The 17306-nt window shown below is 41.1% G+C and carries 18 protein-coding genes and 2 tRNA genes; 9 read left to right on the forward strand and 11 right to left on the reverse strand.

The genetic code is table 11. The features are described from left to right. Nucleotides 1–6 precede the first annotated feature (6 nt). The gene (gene htpG / locus ACTCNA_RS07795; protein ID WP_462947343.1) at nucleotides 7–2061 is read right to left on the reverse strand and encodes a molecular chaperone HtpG; all 2055 of its coding nucleotides are present in this window, start codon (nucleotides 2059–2061) and stop codon (nucleotides 7–9) included. Nucleotides 2062–2230: 169 nt separating this feature from the next. On the opposite strand from htpG, the gene ACTCNA_RS07800 reads away from it, so the two are divergent. The 4 genes from ACTCNA_RS07800 to ACTCNA_RS07815 all read left to right on the forward strand — a co-directional run bounded on the left by ACTCNA_RS07800 (nucleotide 2231) and on the right by ACTCNA_RS07815 (nucleotide 4627). Then, on the forward strand, nucleotides 2231–2425 hold the full coding sequence (locus ACTCNA_RS07800) for a hypothetical protein (RefSeq protein ID WP_462947344.1): 195 nt from the start codon (nucleotides 2231–2233) through the stop codon (nucleotides 2423–2425). Further along, entirely contained in the window at nucleotides 2422–2682 is a 261-nt protein-coding gene (locus ACTCNA_RS07805; RefSeq protein WP_462947345.1) for a type II toxin-antitoxin system RelE family toxin, read from the forward strand. The genes ACTCNA_RS07800 and ACTCNA_RS07805 overlap by 4 nt, the downstream gene beginning before the upstream one ends. 103 nt (nucleotides 2683–2785) lie before the next feature. Then, the gene (locus ACTCNA_RS07810; RefSeq protein ID WP_462947346.1) at nucleotides 2786–3727 is read left to right on the forward strand and encodes an aminotransferase class V-fold PLP-dependent enzyme; all 942 of its coding nucleotides are present in this window, start codon (nucleotides 2786–2788) and stop codon (nucleotides 3725–3727) included. 147 nt (nucleotides 3728–3874) lie between these two features. Then, nucleotides 3875–4627: a patatin-like phospholipase family protein gene (locus ACTCNA_RS07815; RefSeq protein ID WP_462947347.1), complete on the forward strand. Its 753-nt coding sequence runs from the start codon at nucleotides 3875–3877 to the stop codon at nucleotides 4625–4627. Here ACTCNA_RS07815 and ACTCNA_RS07820 read toward each other — a convergent pair. Further along, nucleotides 4624–6363: an alpha/beta hydrolase gene (locus tag ACTCNA_RS07820; protein WP_462947348.1), complete on the reverse strand. Its 1740-nt coding sequence runs from the start codon at nucleotides 6361–6363 to the stop codon at nucleotides 4624–4626. The genes ACTCNA_RS07815 and ACTCNA_RS07820 overlap by 4 nt on opposite strands. A gap of 249 nt (nucleotides 6364–6612) precedes the next feature. On the opposite strand from ACTCNA_RS07820, the gene ACTCNA_RS07825 reads away from it, so the two are divergent. Further along, nucleotides 6613–6701 (forward strand) — tRNA-Ser (locus tag ACTCNA_RS07825). A 16-nt stretch (nucleotides 6702–6717) separates the two neighbouring features. Beyond that, nucleotides 6718–6792 (forward strand) — tRNA-Pro (locus ACTCNA_RS07830). Between the two features lie 171 nt (nucleotides 6793–6963). Here ACTCNA_RS07830 and ACTCNA_RS07835 read toward each other — a convergent pair. The 8 genes from ACTCNA_RS07835 to ACTCNA_RS07870 all read right to left on the reverse strand — a co-directional run bounded on the left by ACTCNA_RS07835 (nucleotide 6964) and on the right by ACTCNA_RS07870 (nucleotide 12104). Continuing rightward, entirely contained in the window at nucleotides 6964–7548 is a 585-nt protein-coding gene (locus ACTCNA_RS07835) for a hypothetical protein (protein WP_462947349.1), read from the reverse strand. A gap of 127 nt (nucleotides 7549–7675) precedes the next feature. Beyond that, nucleotides 7676–7996, reverse strand: coding sequence for a hypothetical protein (locus tag ACTCNA_RS07840; protein ID WP_462947350.1), 321 nt, complete (start codon nucleotides 7994–7996; stop codon nucleotides 7676–7678). A 616-nt stretch (nucleotides 7997–8612) separates the two neighbouring features. Beyond that, on the reverse strand, nucleotides 8613–8813 hold the full coding sequence (locus ACTCNA_RS07845) for a helix-turn-helix domain-containing protein (RefSeq protein WP_462947351.1): 201 nt from the start codon (nucleotides 8811–8813) through the stop codon (nucleotides 8613–8615). A 33-nt stretch (nucleotides 8814–8846) separates the two neighbouring features. Continuing rightward, nucleotides 8847–9299, reverse strand: coding sequence for an RES family NAD+ phosphorylase (locus ACTCNA_RS07850; RefSeq protein WP_462947353.1), 453 nt, complete (start codon nucleotides 9297–9299; stop codon nucleotides 8847–8849). Nucleotides 9300–9302: 3 nt separating this feature from the next. Continuing rightward, nucleotides 9303–9755 carry a type II RES/Xre toxin-antitoxin system antitoxin gene (gene parS, locus ACTCNA_RS07855; protein WP_462947354.1) on the reverse strand — a complete coding sequence of 151 codons (453 nt, stop codon included), beginning with the start codon at nucleotides 9753–9755 and terminating at the stop codon, nucleotides 9303–9305. Between the two features lie 269 nt (nucleotides 9756–10024). Then, a complete protein-coding gene (locus ACTCNA_RS07860; protein WP_462947355.1) occupies nucleotides 10025–10951 on the reverse strand; it encodes an aldo/keto reductase in 927 nt (308 codons plus the stop codon). Between the two features lie 180 nt (nucleotides 10952–11131). Then, nucleotides 11132–11350: a PLD nuclease N-terminal domain-containing protein gene (locus ACTCNA_RS07865; RefSeq protein ID WP_462947356.1), complete on the reverse strand. Its 219-nt coding sequence runs from the start codon at nucleotides 11348–11350 to the stop codon at nucleotides 11132–11134. A gap of 52 nt (nucleotides 11351–11402) precedes the next feature. Beyond that, nucleotides 11403–12104 carry a class I SAM-dependent methyltransferase gene (locus ACTCNA_RS07870; RefSeq protein ID WP_462947357.1) on the reverse strand — a complete coding sequence of 234 codons (702 nt, stop codon included), beginning with the start codon at nucleotides 12102–12104 and terminating at the stop codon, nucleotides 11403–11405. 190 nt (nucleotides 12105–12294) lie between these two features. Between ACTCNA_RS07870 and ACTCNA_RS07875 the strand changes: the two genes are divergently transcribed. From ACTCNA_RS07875 to ACTCNA_RS07885, 3 genes are all read left to right on the forward strand, one after another. Beyond that, nucleotides 12295–13221 carry a metallophosphoesterase family protein gene (locus tag ACTCNA_RS07875; protein ID WP_462947358.1) on the forward strand — a complete coding sequence of 309 codons (927 nt, stop codon included), beginning with the start codon at nucleotides 12295–12297 and terminating at the stop codon, nucleotides 13219–13221. A gap of 127 nt (nucleotides 13222–13348) precedes the next feature. Continuing rightward, the gene (locus ACTCNA_RS07880) at nucleotides 13349–14899 is read left to right on the forward strand and encodes a beta-N-acetylhexosaminidase (RefSeq protein ID WP_462947359.1); all 1551 of its coding nucleotides are present in this window, start codon (nucleotides 13349–13351) and stop codon (nucleotides 14897–14899) included. A gap of 573 nt (nucleotides 14900–15472) precedes the next feature. Continuing rightward, on the forward strand, nucleotides 15473–16591 hold the full coding sequence (locus tag ACTCNA_RS07885; protein ID WP_462947360.1) for a lactonase family protein: 1119 nt from the start codon (nucleotides 15473–15475) through the stop codon (nucleotides 16589–16591). 4 nt (nucleotides 16592–16595) lie between these two features. Here ACTCNA_RS07885 and folE read toward each other — a convergent pair whose 3' ends face one another. Further along, entirely contained in the window at nucleotides 16596–17219 is a 624-nt protein-coding gene (folE, locus tag ACTCNA_RS07890) for a GTP cyclohydrolase I FolE (protein WP_462947361.1), read from the reverse strand. Nucleotides 17220–17306 lie beyond the last annotated feature (87 nt).

Genomic DNA, 17306 nt, shown 5'->3' on the forward strand with positions numbered 1-17306 from the left:
TCTTGGTTATTTAATCAACTCAACACTTCTTCTCACGAATTTATCTAAATCGGCACCTTTGAGCATGTTGTTGGCCAACAGCGCCAAATCAACCATTTGTTTGGCCAGCTTGTTTTTCTTACCAAAATCGGCAAGTTTGCTGCGCTTTTCTTCTTCGAGTTTGGCCAACTCGTTGTTTACGCTCTCCAGTTTTTCTTTATCAGCTTGCGAAACTTCCTCCTCTTTTTTGCCCTCTTTGGCTTTCTCCAGTTTTTCAGCCTCTGCTTTTTTAGCTGCAATGTCGGCATTCATTTTTTCAAGCTGCGTGCTCAGCTTTTTGTCTTTCGCTTCAATAACTTTTTTCACGAGCGGATGCGCCGTATTTACTACCAAATTCAGGCTGTCGGGCATATCACCGTAAAAATTCATTCCTCCCTGGGCGGCGCTCATGTCTTTCATGCGGCGCATAAACTCGCTGCGGGTAATCACCATCGGACTGGCATTTTCGCCCAAATCTTTGAAATCAACAATAAAAGTATGATCATTCTTCTCAGGAACAACAGCCTGGAAAACCGGTGAAAGCTCCTGCTTTTCTTCCCACGAAAGTTCTTCTTTTTCCGAATCTTCCTTTTTAATCAGGTTTTCAGCCACGTCGGCATCAACACGCACAAAACTGGTGTCGGTTTGTTTCTGTTCGAACCGGTTAATCAGGTGCGGAGCCAGCACATCGTCCAGAATCAGCACATCGTAACCTTTAGCGCGGGCATCTTCCACAAAAGTATATTGTTCCTCCTGGTTGGTGGTGTAAAGGTGTACCACTTTTTTATCCTTGTCGGTCTGACTTTCTTTGATCAGTTTTTCATATTCCTCAAAAGTGAAATATTTCCCCTCGGTATTTTTAAACAGGAAGAATTTCATGGCACGGTCGTAAAACTTATCGTCAGTCAACATTCCGTATTCGATGAATATTTTTAGATCGTCCCATTTTTTCTCGAAATCTTCACGGCTCTCCTTGAAAATCTCACTTAGCCGGTCGGCCACTTTTTTGGTAATATGGTTGCTGATTTTCTTCACATTCGAATCGCTCTGCAGGTACGAACGCGAAACATTCAGCGGAATATCGGGCGAATCGAGCACACCGTGCAGCAGTGTCAGGAACTCAGGCACAATGCCCTCAACCGAATCGGTCACAAAAACCTGGTTGGAATAAAGCTGAATTTTATTTTTCTGAACCTCAAAATTGTTTTTAATTTTCGGGAAATAAAGAATACCAGTGAGGTTGAACGGATAATCCACATTCAAATGAATATGGAACAGTGGATCATCGGCCATTGGGTACAACCGGCGATAAAAATTATTGTAATCTTCATCTTTCAGGTCAGCCGGCATTTTGGTCCACGCAGGCTCGGTGTCGTTGATCTGATTTTCCTTGTCGGTTTCAACCTCTTTGCCGTCTTTCCACTCTTTCTGTTTTCCGAAAACTACCGGAACCGGCAGAAATTTACAGTACTTATCGAGGATTTCGTTGATTTTATTTTCGTCGAGAAACTCTTCCGAATCCTCGTTGATGTGCATCACGATATCGGTACCCACCTCTTCTTTTTCAACTTCATCCAAAGTGAATTCCGGTGCTCCCTGGCATGTCCATTTTACCGCTTTCGAACCTTCTTTATACGATTTGGTAATGATGTCCACCTCTTTCGAAACCATAAACGAACTGTAGAAACCGAGTCCGAAATGGCCGATAATAGCGTTGGCATCATCTTTATATTTTTCCAAAAAATCGTTGGCACCCGAAAAGGCAATCTCGTTGATGTACTTCTCGATTTCCTCGGCAGTCATCCCTATACCGTTGTCGGAAACCGTGATGGTTTTCGCCTTTTTATCGAGTTTAACCCGAACTTTCAAATCGGTTACATCACCTTTGTATTCATCTTTTGAAGCCAGTGTTTTTAATTTCTGTGTTGCGTCCACCGCATTCGAAACAATTTCCCGTAAAAAGATATCATGATCAGAGTAGAGAAATTTTTTGATAATGGGGAACAGATTTTCACTGGTTACGCCAATTTTTCCTGTTTGCATATTTTTTTGATTTAAATATTACTTTTTGAATTGTTTGCCCCCTGAAATCAAACCGTATGCCAACAGGTTTTTATGACGAAATGTCATAACGTTTAGTATGCACAAGAATCACTTTATTTCCAATATCCGTACATTTTGTATAAATTTGAAAAATGTAAATTTAATGAATATGGAACTGTTATTAAAAGGTAACAAAAAACAATTAAGAGTATTCACCCATTTGGCTAAAATGCTAAACATCCAGCATTATCCTATTACTGAAGAAATGGAAGAAATAGCCTTTGCTAAATCAATTGAAGATGGCGATCAATCTATTCTTGATGAAAAAGAAGCTAAAGAATTTGAAAATTGGCTTAAAAAATGAAAATTGTTTATTCAAAACAATTTACTAAAGATGTAAAAAAGTATCCTGAATTAAAAAATAAAGTTTTTAAGGTTATTGAAACATTCAGGCAAACCAATTCTCTGTCAGAATTAAGAAATATTAAGAAACTTCAAAGTTCAGGTAATTTTTTTCGTGTTAAAATCGGTAATTTTCGCCTGGGCTTCTCATACTCAGAAAACACAATTATTTTCAAAAGATTTCTTCACAGAAAAGATATGTATAAGTATTTTCCATAGTTCAGTTTTATTATAATTCATACTAACCATGACATATCTTCTATAACAAATTCATTAAAGCCATTTATTTTGCAGAGCATATTATACACCTTGTATTAGTTCAATGGAAAAGCATTTCAAAAAATTCAGGGAAAACATTGTGGGAATCAACCAGGAATTTGAGTCTCCCTTCGGAAAGCAAAAAATTGTTTATGCCGACTGGATTGCCAGCGGCCGGTTATATCAGCCAATTGAGGACAAAATAAACCACGCGTTAGGCCCGTTTGTGGGCAACACGCACACCGAAACCAGCGAAACCGGTTTGCTGATGACTTACGCTTATCACCGTTCGCACGAAATCATAAAAAACCATGTAAATGCCGGCCCTGAAGATGTTCTCATCACTGCTGGTTTTGGAATGACTTCTGTAATCAACAAATTTCAGCGAATACTTGGGCTGAAATACTGTGGAAAACTTTCACACAAGAAATGCCTGGAAGATCGCGAGCGCCCGGTGATTTTCATCACGCACATGGAACATCATTCCAACCAAACGAGCTGGTACGAAACCAATGCCGAAGTGGTGATAATTGAACCCGGCGACGAAATGATTGTCAATCCTGAAAATTTGAGAAAGGCATTGGAAAAATACAAAGACAAACCCTTTAAAATTGGTTCGTTCACCGCCTGTTCAAATGTAACCGGCGTACGAACTCCCTACAAAGAACTGGCGCGCATCATGCACGAATTTGGCGGCGTTTGTTTTATTGATTTTGCCGCTTCGGTACCCTACGATAAAATTGACATGCACCCGACAGATCCGAAAGAAAAACTGGATGCTGTACTTTTTTCACCACACGAATTTTTGGGTGGACCTGGCGCTTCGGGCGTGCTGGTTTTCGACCGCTCAATGTATAAAAACCGGGTGCCCGACAACCCGGGAGGCGGCACGGTTGACTGGACCAACCCCTGGGGAAAATACAAATATGTGGACGACATCGAGGCCCGCGAAGATGGCGGAACTCCCGGTTTCATGCAATCAGGGCGGCGCTGGCTTTTGAACTGAAAGACATCGTAAAAAACATTGGAGAATACGAAAAGCAGTACGACTACGACAACCACAAAAACATTTTCTGGCACAAAAAAGATAAAGGCAGGGAAAATGTGACGCGGGATTGGTTTACATTAGAATAAAAAAAATGAAAAATGCATCATGAATAAATACAAAACCGGTTTGGTACTCAGTGGCGGAGGCACACGCGGATTTGCCCATTTGGGAGTGATTGCGGCGCTTTACGAAAAAGACATTTACCCTGAAGTGATTTCAGGAACAAGTGCAGGGGCAATTGTGGGTGCTTTTATTGCCGGACAAAAATCGCCCGAAGAGGTCATGAAGATTTTCAAAAAAGGCTGGTTTTTTCAATACACCAAACTCAATTTGCCAGTGAACGGCCTGCTGAAATTAGACGGGTTGCGAGAAATTATTGAAGAGAAAGTTGAATATAAAAACATTGAAGACCTGCCGGTTCCGTTTTATGTGGCTGTGGCCAACATGAACAAAGGAGCTGTTGAATACAAAAACAGCGGTCCCCTCGGCAAAACAGTGCTTGCTTCATCATCCATTCCTGTGCTTTTTGCCCCGGTTGAAATTAACGGACAATATTATGTTGATGGCGGTTTAATGGATAATATCCCTATCGAACCCATCAAAAACGATTGCGAACAAATTATTGTTGTCAACATTGCCCCGCTCAATCCGCGTCAAAAATTCAAAAACCTGATACAAATTGCGTCGCGCACATTTTACATGAGCGTGAATGCCAACATGAACCTGGTTCAGAAATATGCATCGGTTTTTATTGAGCCCGAAGGAATCGATCAGTACGATATTTTAAGCCGCTCACATGCCGATGAATTATTTGAGCTTGGCTATAACTCGGTAAAGAGCCGGGAACTTCCTTTTTAACGCGGGTTCATGAATTCAATAATCTCCCGATTATCAGACAATTTTTCGCTCATGAATATCTCAACTCCTAAAGCGGAAAGATATTCAGTTAAATCAGGATAATCGTAATGTAGCAGACTCCCGGGGGCAACCACGAAGGCTTCTTCCGGATTATAAAATTCATCGTTGAAAAGCTCAAAAGCTGAATTGGGAAAATTCAAAAAAACTACTTTCCTGAATGATTGTTTCACTGTGGCAAAATGCAAAAAAGCAGAAGTCGCGAGCCCTTGCACCACTGCTATTTTTTCTTTTCTCGCAAATTCCTCTTCAGCTTGAATAAACTGATGAACCAAATCGATAGCCCCGGCCTGAATTCCCGGAATACTTTTCCCGGCCAGGTTGGATCCGAATGTATAATTGAACGGAATCCCCTGGATAACACCATCACCGGAAAACTCAGGATCGTTAAGTTCACCAGTACCCGGGAGGTCAGCGCAAACCACGGTGTGCCCATTCTGAACGAACTCTGCAAGCAGCGGTTCCTCAAGCACTCGCTCTTTCCCTTCGGGATGGAACCAAACAACCAGTTTTCCTGAATTATCGTTCTCATTGCTGAAAACGTAAACCGGAAGTGCATAATCTTCCCTGTTATTTTTAGTTGATTCGTGAACACCCAAGTCTTCCACCATTTGAATGTTCTCGGGTTTTCCAAATGCAGCGTATGATTTTTGCACTTCGGCAAAGGTTTCGCGCGCTCCCTGGATGCTGAAAAAATCGTGTGTCGTGGTAATCATCAGTGTGGGTTTTGGTGCCCGGATATGCAGGTAATCGGCATGGTCGAAACCTTTAGCAATGGCATTGTACGGGTTTTGCTCGGCATCCTGCGGGTCAATGGATTGCAGCAGCCGTTTAAAGCTGGTAATGTAACATTCGGGCGCTGCGGCATAAATGCGTTCGTCGCAGGCAGCAATTTGCGCGGTTTGGGTCCCGCCGCCAGAGCGGCCGGTCATGCCAATGCGGTTCATGTCCACCTCGGGACGGGTTTCCAAATAATCAAGCACGCGAATGCCGTCCCAGATAAAATAATCAGTAAGCGAAGTGCCTGTGAGCAAGGGTTGCACTCCGGCGTAGGAGTGTTCTTTTGTTGAACCGCCCACCCTTGATTTTCCGGTTTCGGCACCAGGATATTGCAGGCGCTCTCCTTGTCCCAACGGATCGAATGCCAACACGATAAAACCTTTTTCAACCAAATTTAATATCACATGCTGATAGGTTTCACTTCGGAACCCCAGTTCGGTGTGACCGCATGCATAAATTACCGCCGGTGCCGGTTTTTGTCGCCTTTTGGGAAGGAAAAGGCCGGCAGTTACATAAAATCCGGGGTGCGATTCGAACAGTACTTTTTCCACGGTAAATGTTTCTCGCTCCAGAATTCCGGTGGTACGGGCGTTTAACGGCGTTTTCTCAAACTTTGCCAGCGGACCGCACAAGGTTGTTTTGATTTCTTTTTGGTACGTTTTCCAATCTACGACAGTGTGAATTTCCGAAACTTTCTCTGCACGTTCTTCAAGTAAATGAAATGCCTGGTTCGTAATTATCCGGTATAAAGCGCGGTGATTGTCTTGGTATGTTAGCCATTGCTGGTCGCCGCCCAGGTTTGCATTAAAAACTGAATGAGAGGATTCCTGCGATAATCCAGTTTGCAATAAAAAAAAAAGCGATAGAGTCAACAAAGTTGACATTCGGTTCATATTCATTTTTGTCTGCTATTAATATTGAAATTCAAAAAGTAATAAAGAAGGATTGTATTTCAATATTGAAGCTCAATATTTTATATCACTTTTCTATTTAACAACTAATTTTTGACGAATTCTTATAAAAATATCAAACTAAAAAATCATTTCTCTATAAGCTTTTTGAAGCAAAAAAGATTTTGCCAATGTAAAAACAATTAATACATTTGCACGCACGAAAAAACGGGGTAACCCGTGAGTTCATTTAGTTTAGGTGAGGTGGGTGAGTGGCTGAAACCACTGGTTTGCTAAACCAGCGTACGGGTAACACTGTACCGGGGGTTCGAATCCCCCCCTCACCGCTTTAAAAAATATATTCGGGGTATAGCACAGTCCGGTTAGTGTACCTGCTTTGGGAGCAGGGGGTCGCAGGTTCAAATCCTGCTACCCCGACAATAAAAAGGGTTAAGTTGTTTAAAATCAGCTTAATCCTTTTTTTGTTTTATGGATTTTTCCCGTATATTCCCCTTTTATGAAAAAGTTGTCAATAACGAAGTTGGCCAGCCTGTAAAAAAAAGGGAGCCGAACCCTTGTGAACGACTCCCCCAAAATAACATGAAAGTATTAATCACTTTCACTGAGCTCAAACCCTGCAGGTATTTTGGGAGACTTCCTGCCCCCGTGATATGACGCACCCGTTACAAACCCTGTTTTCTTTAACTGATAGTCTGGATCGTTTTCAAAGTAAAACGCCCGTATGAAGCCTGAAACGTCTGTTTGTAGTTCATCTCCGTTCATTTTTAAGCCCGGGAAATCACTTAATGAAACATCCCGGCCTGTTCTTTCCCTTCCAAAGGATTTAAACTTATTGATAGCGGCAACCATTGTTTCGATGTTTTTTAAAGCATCACGAAGCTCCGGTTCAGCAAATACAGTACATTTTTCCTTAATCATTTCCCGAGTTTTATCAGATAAATAAGGCCTGCCAGCATTGTCAAAGTCAATCCATGCAGTTGAAGAAAAAAGGTCTCCGGGTTTAAATTCAGGACTGGAAAAACTTTTCAGTAACCTGTTTGTTTTCTCCGGATCTTCGAGTTTTAGTTTAAACCGATTCTCCTGCTGCAAGTGTGCGCCCGGCCAGTAATCCGCATCAATTTTTTTGTTTGCCTCTGTTTGAAACATTTCATAAATCAAATTTGGCTGTGCCAACCAGCGCCTAAATAATTCACCTGTTAACACTGGCAAATTCCCGGCTGAGCGCCATTATTCACTCAAATATTCAGCCGTTTCAACTAAAATTTTCATCTCATTAATGGAACGTTCATGCAGCTCCCGGTCATAAAATAAAATTTCCTTTTTCTCTTTCGAGTTGTTCGATTTGCTTTCTGCTTTCATTGTAAATTTGTTTTTTTTGGTTATTAAAATGTAAAGTACTTTCATCAATCAAAACCTGTAAGTCCAAAAGATTTTCCCGAACTGCCGGGTCATCATATATTGTATAATTGCCCCTTTTTAGCCCCTCTCTTAAAGTATCACCCAGGTAGAACATTAGTGATGCTGTTTGGTGTTTTATGGCTTTCGTGTCCTCCGGTGTGCGTTCACCCGGTTGGCCTGCTGCCTGCTCAAGGTCTTTTCTTATTCCAAATGTTTCTATCATATTATTCTGTTTTATTTGCAGATTCAAAACATATAAACCGAAAATCCTTTGAGAGTTTTTCATTTAGATTTTTTATTATTTCGTTATCGTGTACATCAGGATCGAGCACGATAATGATATTATTTTTCAAATCAATATGATGCTTCGTCAAAAATTCCAATTCCTCTGCGGTGAAATTCTGTTTGTTTCTGTTGGCCAGCTTTCTGGCCGTCTCAATTTTTTTTTCTTTTCTGCATATTTTATAAAATTTGTCGTCTATTGCAAACGTTTTCTAACCTTTTTTATTTGCGCCCGCGTAATTGTTCCGAAATTCCTTTTTTATGTGTTGAAATAACAATTCTGAAAACTCCCTCTTAAGGGTGTTCATTTCGTTCAGTTTTAATACTGGTTATTCTCTTTTTTATGCGTTCGAATAACAATTCAGTTCAACCCTCTTTTTAAAGTGTCTAATTTGTCTAATAACTCACGCGCATAGAATGTCAGATAATTAGGTTGATTTTTCCCTTGCGCGCGTACAATGTAAAATAACTATTTTTAAAAGGTCAATTCGAAATAGTTTTTAGGCATTACATTGAGTATTCATAAATTCTTTTCTTGAAAATTTCATGGCTTAGCTTTAATAAGATTTTCTGTACGAATATTTTTCCTGAATGGGTTGAATCCTATCATCTTCCACCCATTTTATCAGTTCATCCTCAAATAAGTAAACCTTTTTACCCTTTAAATAGTGCGGAATTGTTTGGTTTCGTACCATTTTGTTGATACCATTAGTGGTTTGCTCCAGGATACGACAGGCATCTTCAATGCCGATACCCAATGAAAGACACGATTTATGATGAACATTAATGAACTACTTTTTTAGCCTGGAATCAAATTTGAATTTTTTCTGATCAACCAACCGGATTCTTCTATACTCAGGATGCCGGCAATTCAATATGTAATTGTGTGAACTGTGTATAATACAACTGGGCACTTTAAACGCAATTGTTTTAGACTCATTAATCCATCTTTCGCCAATTTCCGATAAAATTACCGGAGCAGGATAGACTGCCCAGTTTTTGGGCAAATCGGTTATTTCTATTGCAGTTACTGAATCATCAGGGATTTCAAGGGTAAGAATATCTAATTCGGGAATTAATAACGATGGTGTATGAACAAGGATTTCCAACAGGGCAATCTCTTTGTTTTCACCTGTATATAAAACAGGGGAGCCTTTTTTGTTCCATCGACCGCCAAACATAGCGGCCCCGCTTCCGGTCAAGTCACCCGCATATTTCCTACCTGTAATTCTGTAAACAAGCATAACTTAACTGTAGACTCCGTATTCAATTCTTCCCAAAATATCTTTTACTTTTGAAATACCTCCCGGAATCTCAATCAACTCCTGTGGTTCCAGTCCCCCCAGGGCTTCATTGGGAAACTTTAGCCATTTAAAAAAAGCATCCCTGTTTCCAAACACTTCTTCACCATAGAGAAATAAATCAGTTATTTCAAACAGTTTCACAGAGAAGTTTCTATCCAGATTCTTATTCATTCTTGTCCAGCGGTATAAGGTTGGCTCAGAAATATCCAGTATTTGGGCAACCAATTCCTTCGTCAAATTAAAATATTTACTAAAATTCAATATTACACTGACATTGATTCCGGCATTGGCAATATGAATAAAGTCAAAAGGGCTTTCAATTAAATCCGTTACATATTTTTTACCAAGGACTTCTACAAGTTTTTCGTAATGCTCAGTTGTTTTTTCTTCTATCATGTGATAATATATTTTATTACATGAACGAAGTTAATCATTTTTTGTTTTAATCCAACAAATATTCACATTCATACGCTGTCAATTATTCTGGACAGGTAACTGACTGGTTATTTCGAGTCAGGTTTGAAAACAACCCTCAAAAAGCAACCACGATTGCAGAGTTTCCTGAAGAAAAAAACTATTTCAACGGACTTTCTGAAAAAGACCGGAACTACCGATACAACATGATAAAGGCCGAATTGCAGAAACTTTGATTCAGGAATTGTTCTTCAGGTCCTGTTCAAATCATTCAGTGCATTTTCGGTGCGGGCCAGGTAGTTGTCAACTTGTTCGTTTTCTTCAAAACCGATAATCATCATATCCACGCTTCTCAGTCCCAAAACAAAACGCAGGGCATGGTCGATTTTTTCACTTTGGTCGCGCAGTTCGCCGTTCCCGATAAGTTTCATTCCAATGACCCCTTTACCTGACTGGTGCAACTGGAGAATGACTTCAACAACTTCTTCCGGATCGGGTTTGTCCATTGCTATTCCGTAAGGATTAATCCGCACATGAATTACATCCACCCAATCGCTGGCAAGCGCATCTTTCATGGCTTCGAGCGAATGGACAGAAACACCGTGAGCCCTGATAATGCCTTTGGCTTTCAGGCTCTCCAGGATATCCATCTGACGTTTTTGTGTTTCAGTCCAGTTTTCTTCTATCATACAGTGAATTTGCACCAGGTCCAGATAATCGGTATCCAGCTCTTTACGGAAACGATCAACTACAATGTCCGCATCCGGGCGTTCCGGCTCGGGAATACCTCCTCCCCTCACCCATATTTTGGATGAAAGTGTCATTTCATCGCGGTTCATGTCTGCCAGTGCTTCTTTTACAAAACCGTGGGTTCCGTATGTGTCGGCACAGTCGAAAAAGCGGATGCCTTTATCCCAGGCGTGCCTGAGCAATGCCAGGCTCTTCTCTTTTCCTTGTCGTGTTAAAAAAGAAGTTCGGTTGCCGGCATGTACACCTGTTCCGAAACCCAGCATAGTGGTTTCAATACCCGATTTTCCCAACTTTACCTTTTGAAGCGGATCGGTTGTAAAACCGCCACCTGATGCAGCATACAAAGGATTGGAGAATAAAACGTGTGCCGTTCCCAAGGACAATGCTTTAACAAAATTACGGCGATGCATTTTCAACTTACTTGTCATGATAAAATATTTTTTCAGCCAATTTAATTAATAATAAACCGGTTGAAAATAATATTGTTCGAATGTAATTGGAAGTAAATATCAATTTTTTTCGTGCTACCTTAAAATACACAAAAACTATTCATGTTTTTGATTCCTCTTTTTCAATGGTTTCCGGCGTTTTTAATGAATCCGTTTCAATTATCTTTCAATTTTCTGTTTCCGGCCAATAAAATAGTAGAGAATTGCCCCCAGCAACCAGGTGAGTAAAATGACCAAAACCCAAATCAGTTTGTTGTTTCCTTCAAAATCATTTTTTAGGATGTCAACCAGTGCAATAATCGGAATTACAAACATAACAAGCGAAACAAGCAACAGAATTACTATTTCCTGTGTCCCCAAATAACCAAGTATCATCATAATGATTTTTTTATGGATATAAAAGTAGTGAAAATAGGAAGATTATTGATAATTAAAAACTCAATCTTGCCAGAAAATCATCCTGCCCTCCTTTTTCAATCAAATGGCAATTTAAATCCACAGCGGCACCAACTTTTGCAAGCGTTTCAAAATCGGTAAAAAGCCATTTAAATTGAGTTGAAATAGTTTTGTAAACTAATTCATACTCCATTTCGCCGTAATACCTGTCGTTTGCCAGGTCAACCCAAAACGAACCATCCTCTTCCTGAAAAAGGTATTGAATATCGGACGAATCGATAAGAATTTGCCCTCCTTCATTCAGCAGGCTTTTCAGGTGAAGTAACATTTTTTTCAGACCGTCTATAGTTTGCCCGATGCCGGTGCCGTTCATCAAAAGAAGAATAGTATCGAATCCGGTTTCTTCGAATTGAAACAAATCGCTGCAAACCACTTTTTTTACGCCCCGTTTCTTCATCACCTCGCAGGCCAACTCGGATTTCTCGAGTGCAGTCACATCGAATCCCCTTTTCTGCAGTTCCAGTGCATGGCAGCCGGCCGCGGCACCAATATCCAAAATTTTACCACAACAATTTTTTAAAGCAGTCAGCTCAAGTTCGGGCATTTCATTTTCAGACCGAAAAAAATAAGACGGAGGAAGATTCTCGCCCTCAGTGTAATTGGTATTTATAACTATTGCGGGAGCTTCTCCGTTATTATAAAAATCGGCAATGGCCTGTCCAATCGGGTCGTTCATGTGTTTTTCATTTTGGGCGAAGATAGGATAATTTCTATTCCGATGTGAGTAAAGAAATAAGGAAAAAATATCAAAACCCTGTAAGACAAAAATCTATACATTTCACCTTTTCAGTATCAAAAAAAGAAATTTGAAAAGTAAAAACTACCTTTAAAGAAAATGTCTGGCGAAATTTAAACAATACACCTGAATGGTGAATAAACCAAAGAATAAACTGCATTTTAATTCAAACGGCACCTTCAAAATCGCACAGTTTACCGATATTCATTTCAAACCGGGCGCACCGGAGTCTGAACCTTCACTGGAATTAATAAAGTACATTCTGAAAACGGAGCAACCCGATTTGGTGGCTTTTACGGGAGATATCGTTACCGGCCGTCCGGCAGCCGACGGATGGAAAACGGGTTTGGCTCCTGTAATTGAAGCGGATTTACCTTTTGCTGCCACTTTGCGCAACCACGACGACGAGCACGATTTATCACGGCAACAAATTCGTGAATTGCTGAAAACTTTTCCGGGTTATGTGGGTAAAAAACCACATGCTAAATCTGATTTTGGCGACTATCTGGTGAAGGTGAATGCAGAAAATAAAGATGAAAATGCATTGCTTTATTTTCTCGATTCCAACGCCTACAGCACACTTGATAGTGTTGAAGGATACGGTTGGTTTTCGCACGACCAGGTAAACTGGTACCGGAAACAAAGCCGGAAAAATGCCCTGAAAAACGAAAAAAAGTTGCCGGCACTGGCTTATTTTCACATTCCGCTGCCGGAATACCAGACTGCTTTCGATAGCGAAGCGAAGAGAAAAGGACAGCGAAACGAAGACGAATGTTCGCCTGATATAAACACAGGGATGTTTACAGCCATGCTGCTGGGCGGCGATGTAACGGGGACATTCGTTGGACACGATCATGTGAACGATTACATTGCAAATCACTACGGCATTGGTTTGGCTTACGGGCGCTGGTCGGGTGGAAAAACTACCTACGGCGATTTGCAGCACGGTTCACGAATTGTAGTGCTTGAAAAAGGGAAACGGCACTTTAAAACCTGGATGCGGTTGCGCGACGGACAAGTGATTGACAAAGTTCTTTTTCCAGATGACCTTAAATGAAAAGCAATTTTAGTATTGCAATGACCATCTTCTTAAAAAATTAAAAAAGTTGGATTCTATCATCCAATCTCCAAACCATTTCCGTAATTTTAAAGCCTGAAAATTCAAAAATCAAAAAAATACAATTATGAAAGCTAAATTTTTATTTGCTATGGTAACCGCAATCGCCATGCTTTTACAGGTTTCCTGCACACAGGAACCTCCCACTGATTTGTCCAAAACCAGCTTTATCCCGAAGCCGGTTTCTGTTGAAGCCACCGGCGAATCATTTGAGATTGATGCATCCACCGTCATCTTTTTTCAGGAAGATATTGATGGATTGGAACAGGTGGCAGAATACCTTTCTTCAGAACTCGGAAAAATTAACGGAACCGATTTGGCGGTAGAAGCTGCCGGAAATCAACTTCCACGCGAAGGATTTTACCTGTCAGTTCCTCAAGAAGATACTGAACTGGGCACGGAGGGGTATGATCTGAATATCGGCAAAAAAATGACAGGCATAAAAGCCAACAGTCCGGCCGGTGTTTTTTACGGCGTACAAACTTTGCTGCAAACGCTGCCGGTAAAATACGCTGCCGGTGAGCCATTAAAAATTGCCACAGGTGCTGTTCGCGATTTCCCGGAATATGGTTATCGTGGTGCCATGCTCGATGTTTCGCGTCATTTTTTCAGTGTTGAGGATGTAAAACGTTTTATCGACTTTTTGTCAACCTACAAAATGAACCGGCTTCACCTTCATCTTTCCGATGACCAGGGCTGGCGCATTGAAATCAAATCGTGGCCCAAACTAACCGAGATTGGCGGCAGCACCGAAGTTGGTGGTGGCGAAGGAGGCTATTACACGCAGGAACAATATTCGGAAATTATCAGATACGCACAGGAACGCTATGTTACCATCGTTCCCGAAATCGATATGCCGGGGCACACCAACGCGGCACTCGCCTCTTATGCTGAATTAAACTGCGATGGCAATGCAACAGAATTGTACACCGGAACTGAGGTTGGGTTCAGCACCTTGTGCACCGACAAAGAAATCACTTACCAGTTTGTAGACGATGTGGTCAGGGAGATTGCCGCGTTAACACCGGGAGAATGGTTCCACATTGGCGGTGACGAATCGCATTCAACGGCCAAAGACGATTACATCTACTTTGTGAACCGTGTGCAGGAGATTGTTTTGAAGCACGGAAAAAAAGTGATTGGCTGGGACGAAATTGCCAACGCCGAACTGGTGGATAATGCAGCCGTTCAGTTCTGGGCCAATGTGGAAAATACCACCATGGGCGTGGAAAAAGGTGCCAAGGTGCTGATGTCGCCGGCAGTAAAGGCCTACATGGATATGCAGTACGATTCAACTACCCACCTCGGACTGCACTGGGCTGCTTACATTGAAGTGGACACCGGTTACGACTGGAATCCGGCGACTTATGTAGAAGGCATTACCAAAGAAGATATTCTGGGAGTGGAAGCTCCGCTCTGGACGGAAACCATCACCAATATGGAGGAGATTGAATACATGGTTTTTCCACAACTGCCTGGGTATGCAGAGATTGGCTGGACTGCCCCGGAGCTGAGAAACTGGGATGAATACAAAACCCGGCTGGCAGATTTCGGAAGCCGTTTTGAAGCACAGGACATCAATTTCTACCGCTCGGATGTGGTTCCGTGGAAGGAATAAAAATTATTGATTTTTGACCGACTCTACTTCTTTATAAATTGATTCGCCGGAGGAAGAAATGATGCAAAAATAGCCATGGTGGTTGGCAATTTCTTCAATTTCTGAAATGATGGAAGCATAAAAACGGGATGAATTTATACAATTAATGAAGTTTGAAGGTACACACATTGGTTTATTCACAATAGTATGTTATTTACTTTTATCAGAAGTTTTGATTTTACAATAAAAATATTCAAATCAATGCAAATTAAAAATTTACTCCGGAATAATTTTATAGCCCACAACCCGGTTATCAAAAAAAGTAGGAACCAGCACCCAGTTGTATTTCAGTGCAAAATCAATATCGGCAGTATTAATTTCCTGAGCAGTAGAATCATGAAGTTTAATATTTTCTCCGTTTTTATGGATAAAAATACGTCCCGCCCAGTTGGAAAATACAAATTCGCCTTCGTTATTTTTTTCAAGGCCGTCAACACCACCGGCATCGGCAATAATTTGTTTTACCTTTTATTTTTAATGAAAAAGTTACTATTAAAAAGCGTTTATTGCAAGTAATTGTTCATTTTGAATAGTATGAAAACATTTATTTATTTTCTTTTGCTCCTCCCCCTTCTTGGATTGCAAAGCAATGGGCAGGAAATGAAAAGGTTTTATGTGGGCACATTTACTTCTGAGGGAGCCGAAGGTATTTACCTGTGTGGTTTTGACACCGAAACCGGGGAACTCTCACTGGAGAAAACATTTAAGGCGGTGGACAACCCATCTTTTCTGAAAGTTTCGCCCGACAATGAAAAATTGTATGTAGTAACCCGGCCAGCCATTGAAATTGAAGAATCGGGAGGTTATGTTTCTGCCTACCGGATACAAAAAGACGGCAACCTGCAATTTCTGAACAAACAGGTTTCTCATGGTTCAGATCCATGCCACGTTGATGTTTCGCCCGACGGAAAATTTGTTGCCATTGCTACTTATGGCGGCGGTACCACATCGTTGTACCCGGTGAATAAAGATGGAAGTTTGCAACCGGCAAGCACTACCATTGTACACGAAGGCTCGGGAGCCGACAAATCCAGACAATCGTCGCCACATGCTCATTCGGTAAAGTTCTCACCTTTCAGTTCAGCAGTTTTTAGTGCCGACCTGGGTACCGACCAGTTGAATATTTTTGAACTTAAAAATAACGAACTGCAGCCTGCTACGCAGCAGTTTGCAAAAATGGAACCGGGAGCAGGGCCCAGGCATTTCGATTTTCACCCAAACGGTAATTTTATCTATGTAATCAATGAATTAAATTCCACAGTTATAGCGCTGAAAAAACAAAACCGGAAATGGGAAACATTTCAAACGATTTCAACTTTACCCGACGGTTACAGCGAAAAAAGCTACTGTGCCGATATTCACGTTTCAAGCGACGGGCGATTTCTTTATGGCTCTAACAGGGGCCACAATTCCATATCGGTTTTTAAAATTGATAATTCTTCAGGAAAACTGAACTTAATTTCAACGGTTTCAACCGAGGGCGAATGGCCCCGAAACTTTTCACTTAGCCCTTGTGGCAGGTTTTTGCTTGCAGCCAATCAGCACAGCAACAATATCAGTGTTTTTAAAATTCATCCGGGAAAAGGAACGCTTGAATTCACAGGTAATGAATTGCAGGTTCCGGCCCCGGTTTGCATCGAATTTATCAATTAAAACGTTAACTGAACTTTGTGCTTATCAGTTTAATAAACTCGTCGCGGGTGGCATTTTTCTGAAAAGCTCCGGTAAAATCGGAAGTCGTGGTAATGGAATGTTGCTTTTGGATTCCACGCATTTGCATGCACAAGTGCTGGGCTTCAATAACCACTGCCACGCCGAGCGGTTTTAACGTGTCCTGAATGCACTCCTTAATTTGAGTTGTCAATCGTTCCTGTACCTGCAAACGGCGCGCAAAAACATCCACCACCCGGGCGATTTTACTCAGTCCGGTAATGGTGCCATTGGGAATATAGGCAACATGCGCTTTCCCGAAAAACGGCAGCAGGTGATGTTCGCACATGGAGTAAATTTCAATATCTTTTACAATTACCATTTGCCGGTAATCTTCTTTAAACATGGCTGAACGTAAAATCTCAACCGGATCGGTTTTATACCCCTGCAACAAAAACTGCATCGATTTGGCCACACGCTCGGGAGTTTTGCCGAGCCCTTCGCGTTGTACATCTTCTCCAATTATCCGCAATATATTTTTGTAATTCAGGGCAAGTTCGTCAATTGCGGCTTCGTCAAAAACTTCAATTTTTTCATACCCGTTGGAATCAACTATTTTAGGTTCACTCATATCAATTGTTGTTAAATTCAACACAAAGATTAACTTTTTTTTTCAGAATAAAATATGAATGTTAACGGGGTTTTGTGCAATTTTTAG

This window comes from Tangfeifania sp. (genome assembly GCF_055108615.1).

Excerpts from the sequence above, each read along its gene's own strand:
- htpG (WP_462947343.1), bottom strand. The coding sequence starts at position 2,061 with ATGCAAACAGGAAAAATTGGCGTAACCAGTGAAAATCTGTTCCCCATT.
- ACTCNA_RS07800 (WP_462947344.1), top strand. The coding sequence starts at position 2,231 with ATGGAACTGTTATTAAAAGGTAACAAAAAACAATTAAGAGTATTCACC.
- ACTCNA_RS07805 (WP_462947345.1), top strand. The coding sequence starts at position 2,422 with ATGAAAATTGTTTATTCAAAACAATTTACTAAAGATGTAAAAAAGTAT.
- ACTCNA_RS07810 (WP_462947346.1), top strand. The coding sequence starts at position 2,786 with ATGGAAAAGCATTTCAAAAAATTCAGGGAAAACATTGTGGGAATCAAC.
- ACTCNA_RS07815 (WP_462947347.1), top strand. The coding sequence starts at position 3,875 with ATGAATAAATACAAAACCGGTTTGGTACTCAGTGGCGGAGGCACACGC.
- ACTCNA_RS07820 (WP_462947348.1), bottom strand. The coding sequence starts at position 6,363 with ATGAATATGAACCGAATGTCAACTTTGTTGACTCTATCGCTTTTTTTT.
- ACTCNA_RS07840 (WP_462947350.1), bottom strand. The coding sequence starts at position 7,996 with ATGATAGAAACATTTGGAATAAGAAAAGACCTTGAGCAGGCAGCAGGC.
- ACTCNA_RS07850 (WP_462947353.1), bottom strand. The coding sequence starts at position 9,299 with ATGCTTGTTTACAGAATTACAGGTAGGAAATATGCGGGTGACTTGACC.
- parS (WP_462947354.1), bottom strand. The coding sequence starts at position 9,755 with ATGATAGAAGAAAAAACAACTGAGCATTACGAAAAACTTGTAGAAGTC.
- ACTCNA_RS07860 (WP_462947355.1), bottom strand. The coding sequence starts at position 10,951 with ATGACAAGTAAGTTGAAAATGCATCGCCGTAATTTTGTTAAAGCATTG.
- ACTCNA_RS07865 (WP_462947356.1), bottom strand. The coding sequence starts at position 11,350 with ATGATGATACTTGGTTATTTGGGGACACAGGAAATAGTAATTCTGTTG.
- ACTCNA_RS07870 (WP_462947357.1), bottom strand. The coding sequence starts at position 12,104 with ATGAACGACCCGATTGGACAGGCCATTGCCGATTTTTATAATAACGGA.
- ACTCNA_RS07875 (WP_462947358.1), top strand. The coding sequence starts at position 12,295 with ATGGTGAATAAACCAAAGAATAAACTGCATTTTAATTCAAACGGCACC.
- ACTCNA_RS07880 (WP_462947359.1), top strand. The coding sequence starts at position 13,349 with ATGAAAGCTAAATTTTTATTTGCTATGGTAACCGCAATCGCCATGCTT.
- ACTCNA_RS07885 (WP_462947360.1), top strand. The coding sequence starts at position 15,473 with ATGAAAACATTTATTTATTTTCTTTTGCTCCTCCCCCTTCTTGGATTG.
- folE (WP_462947361.1), bottom strand. The coding sequence starts at position 17,219 with ATGAGTGAACCTAAAATAGTTGATTCCAACGGGTATGAAAAAATTGAA.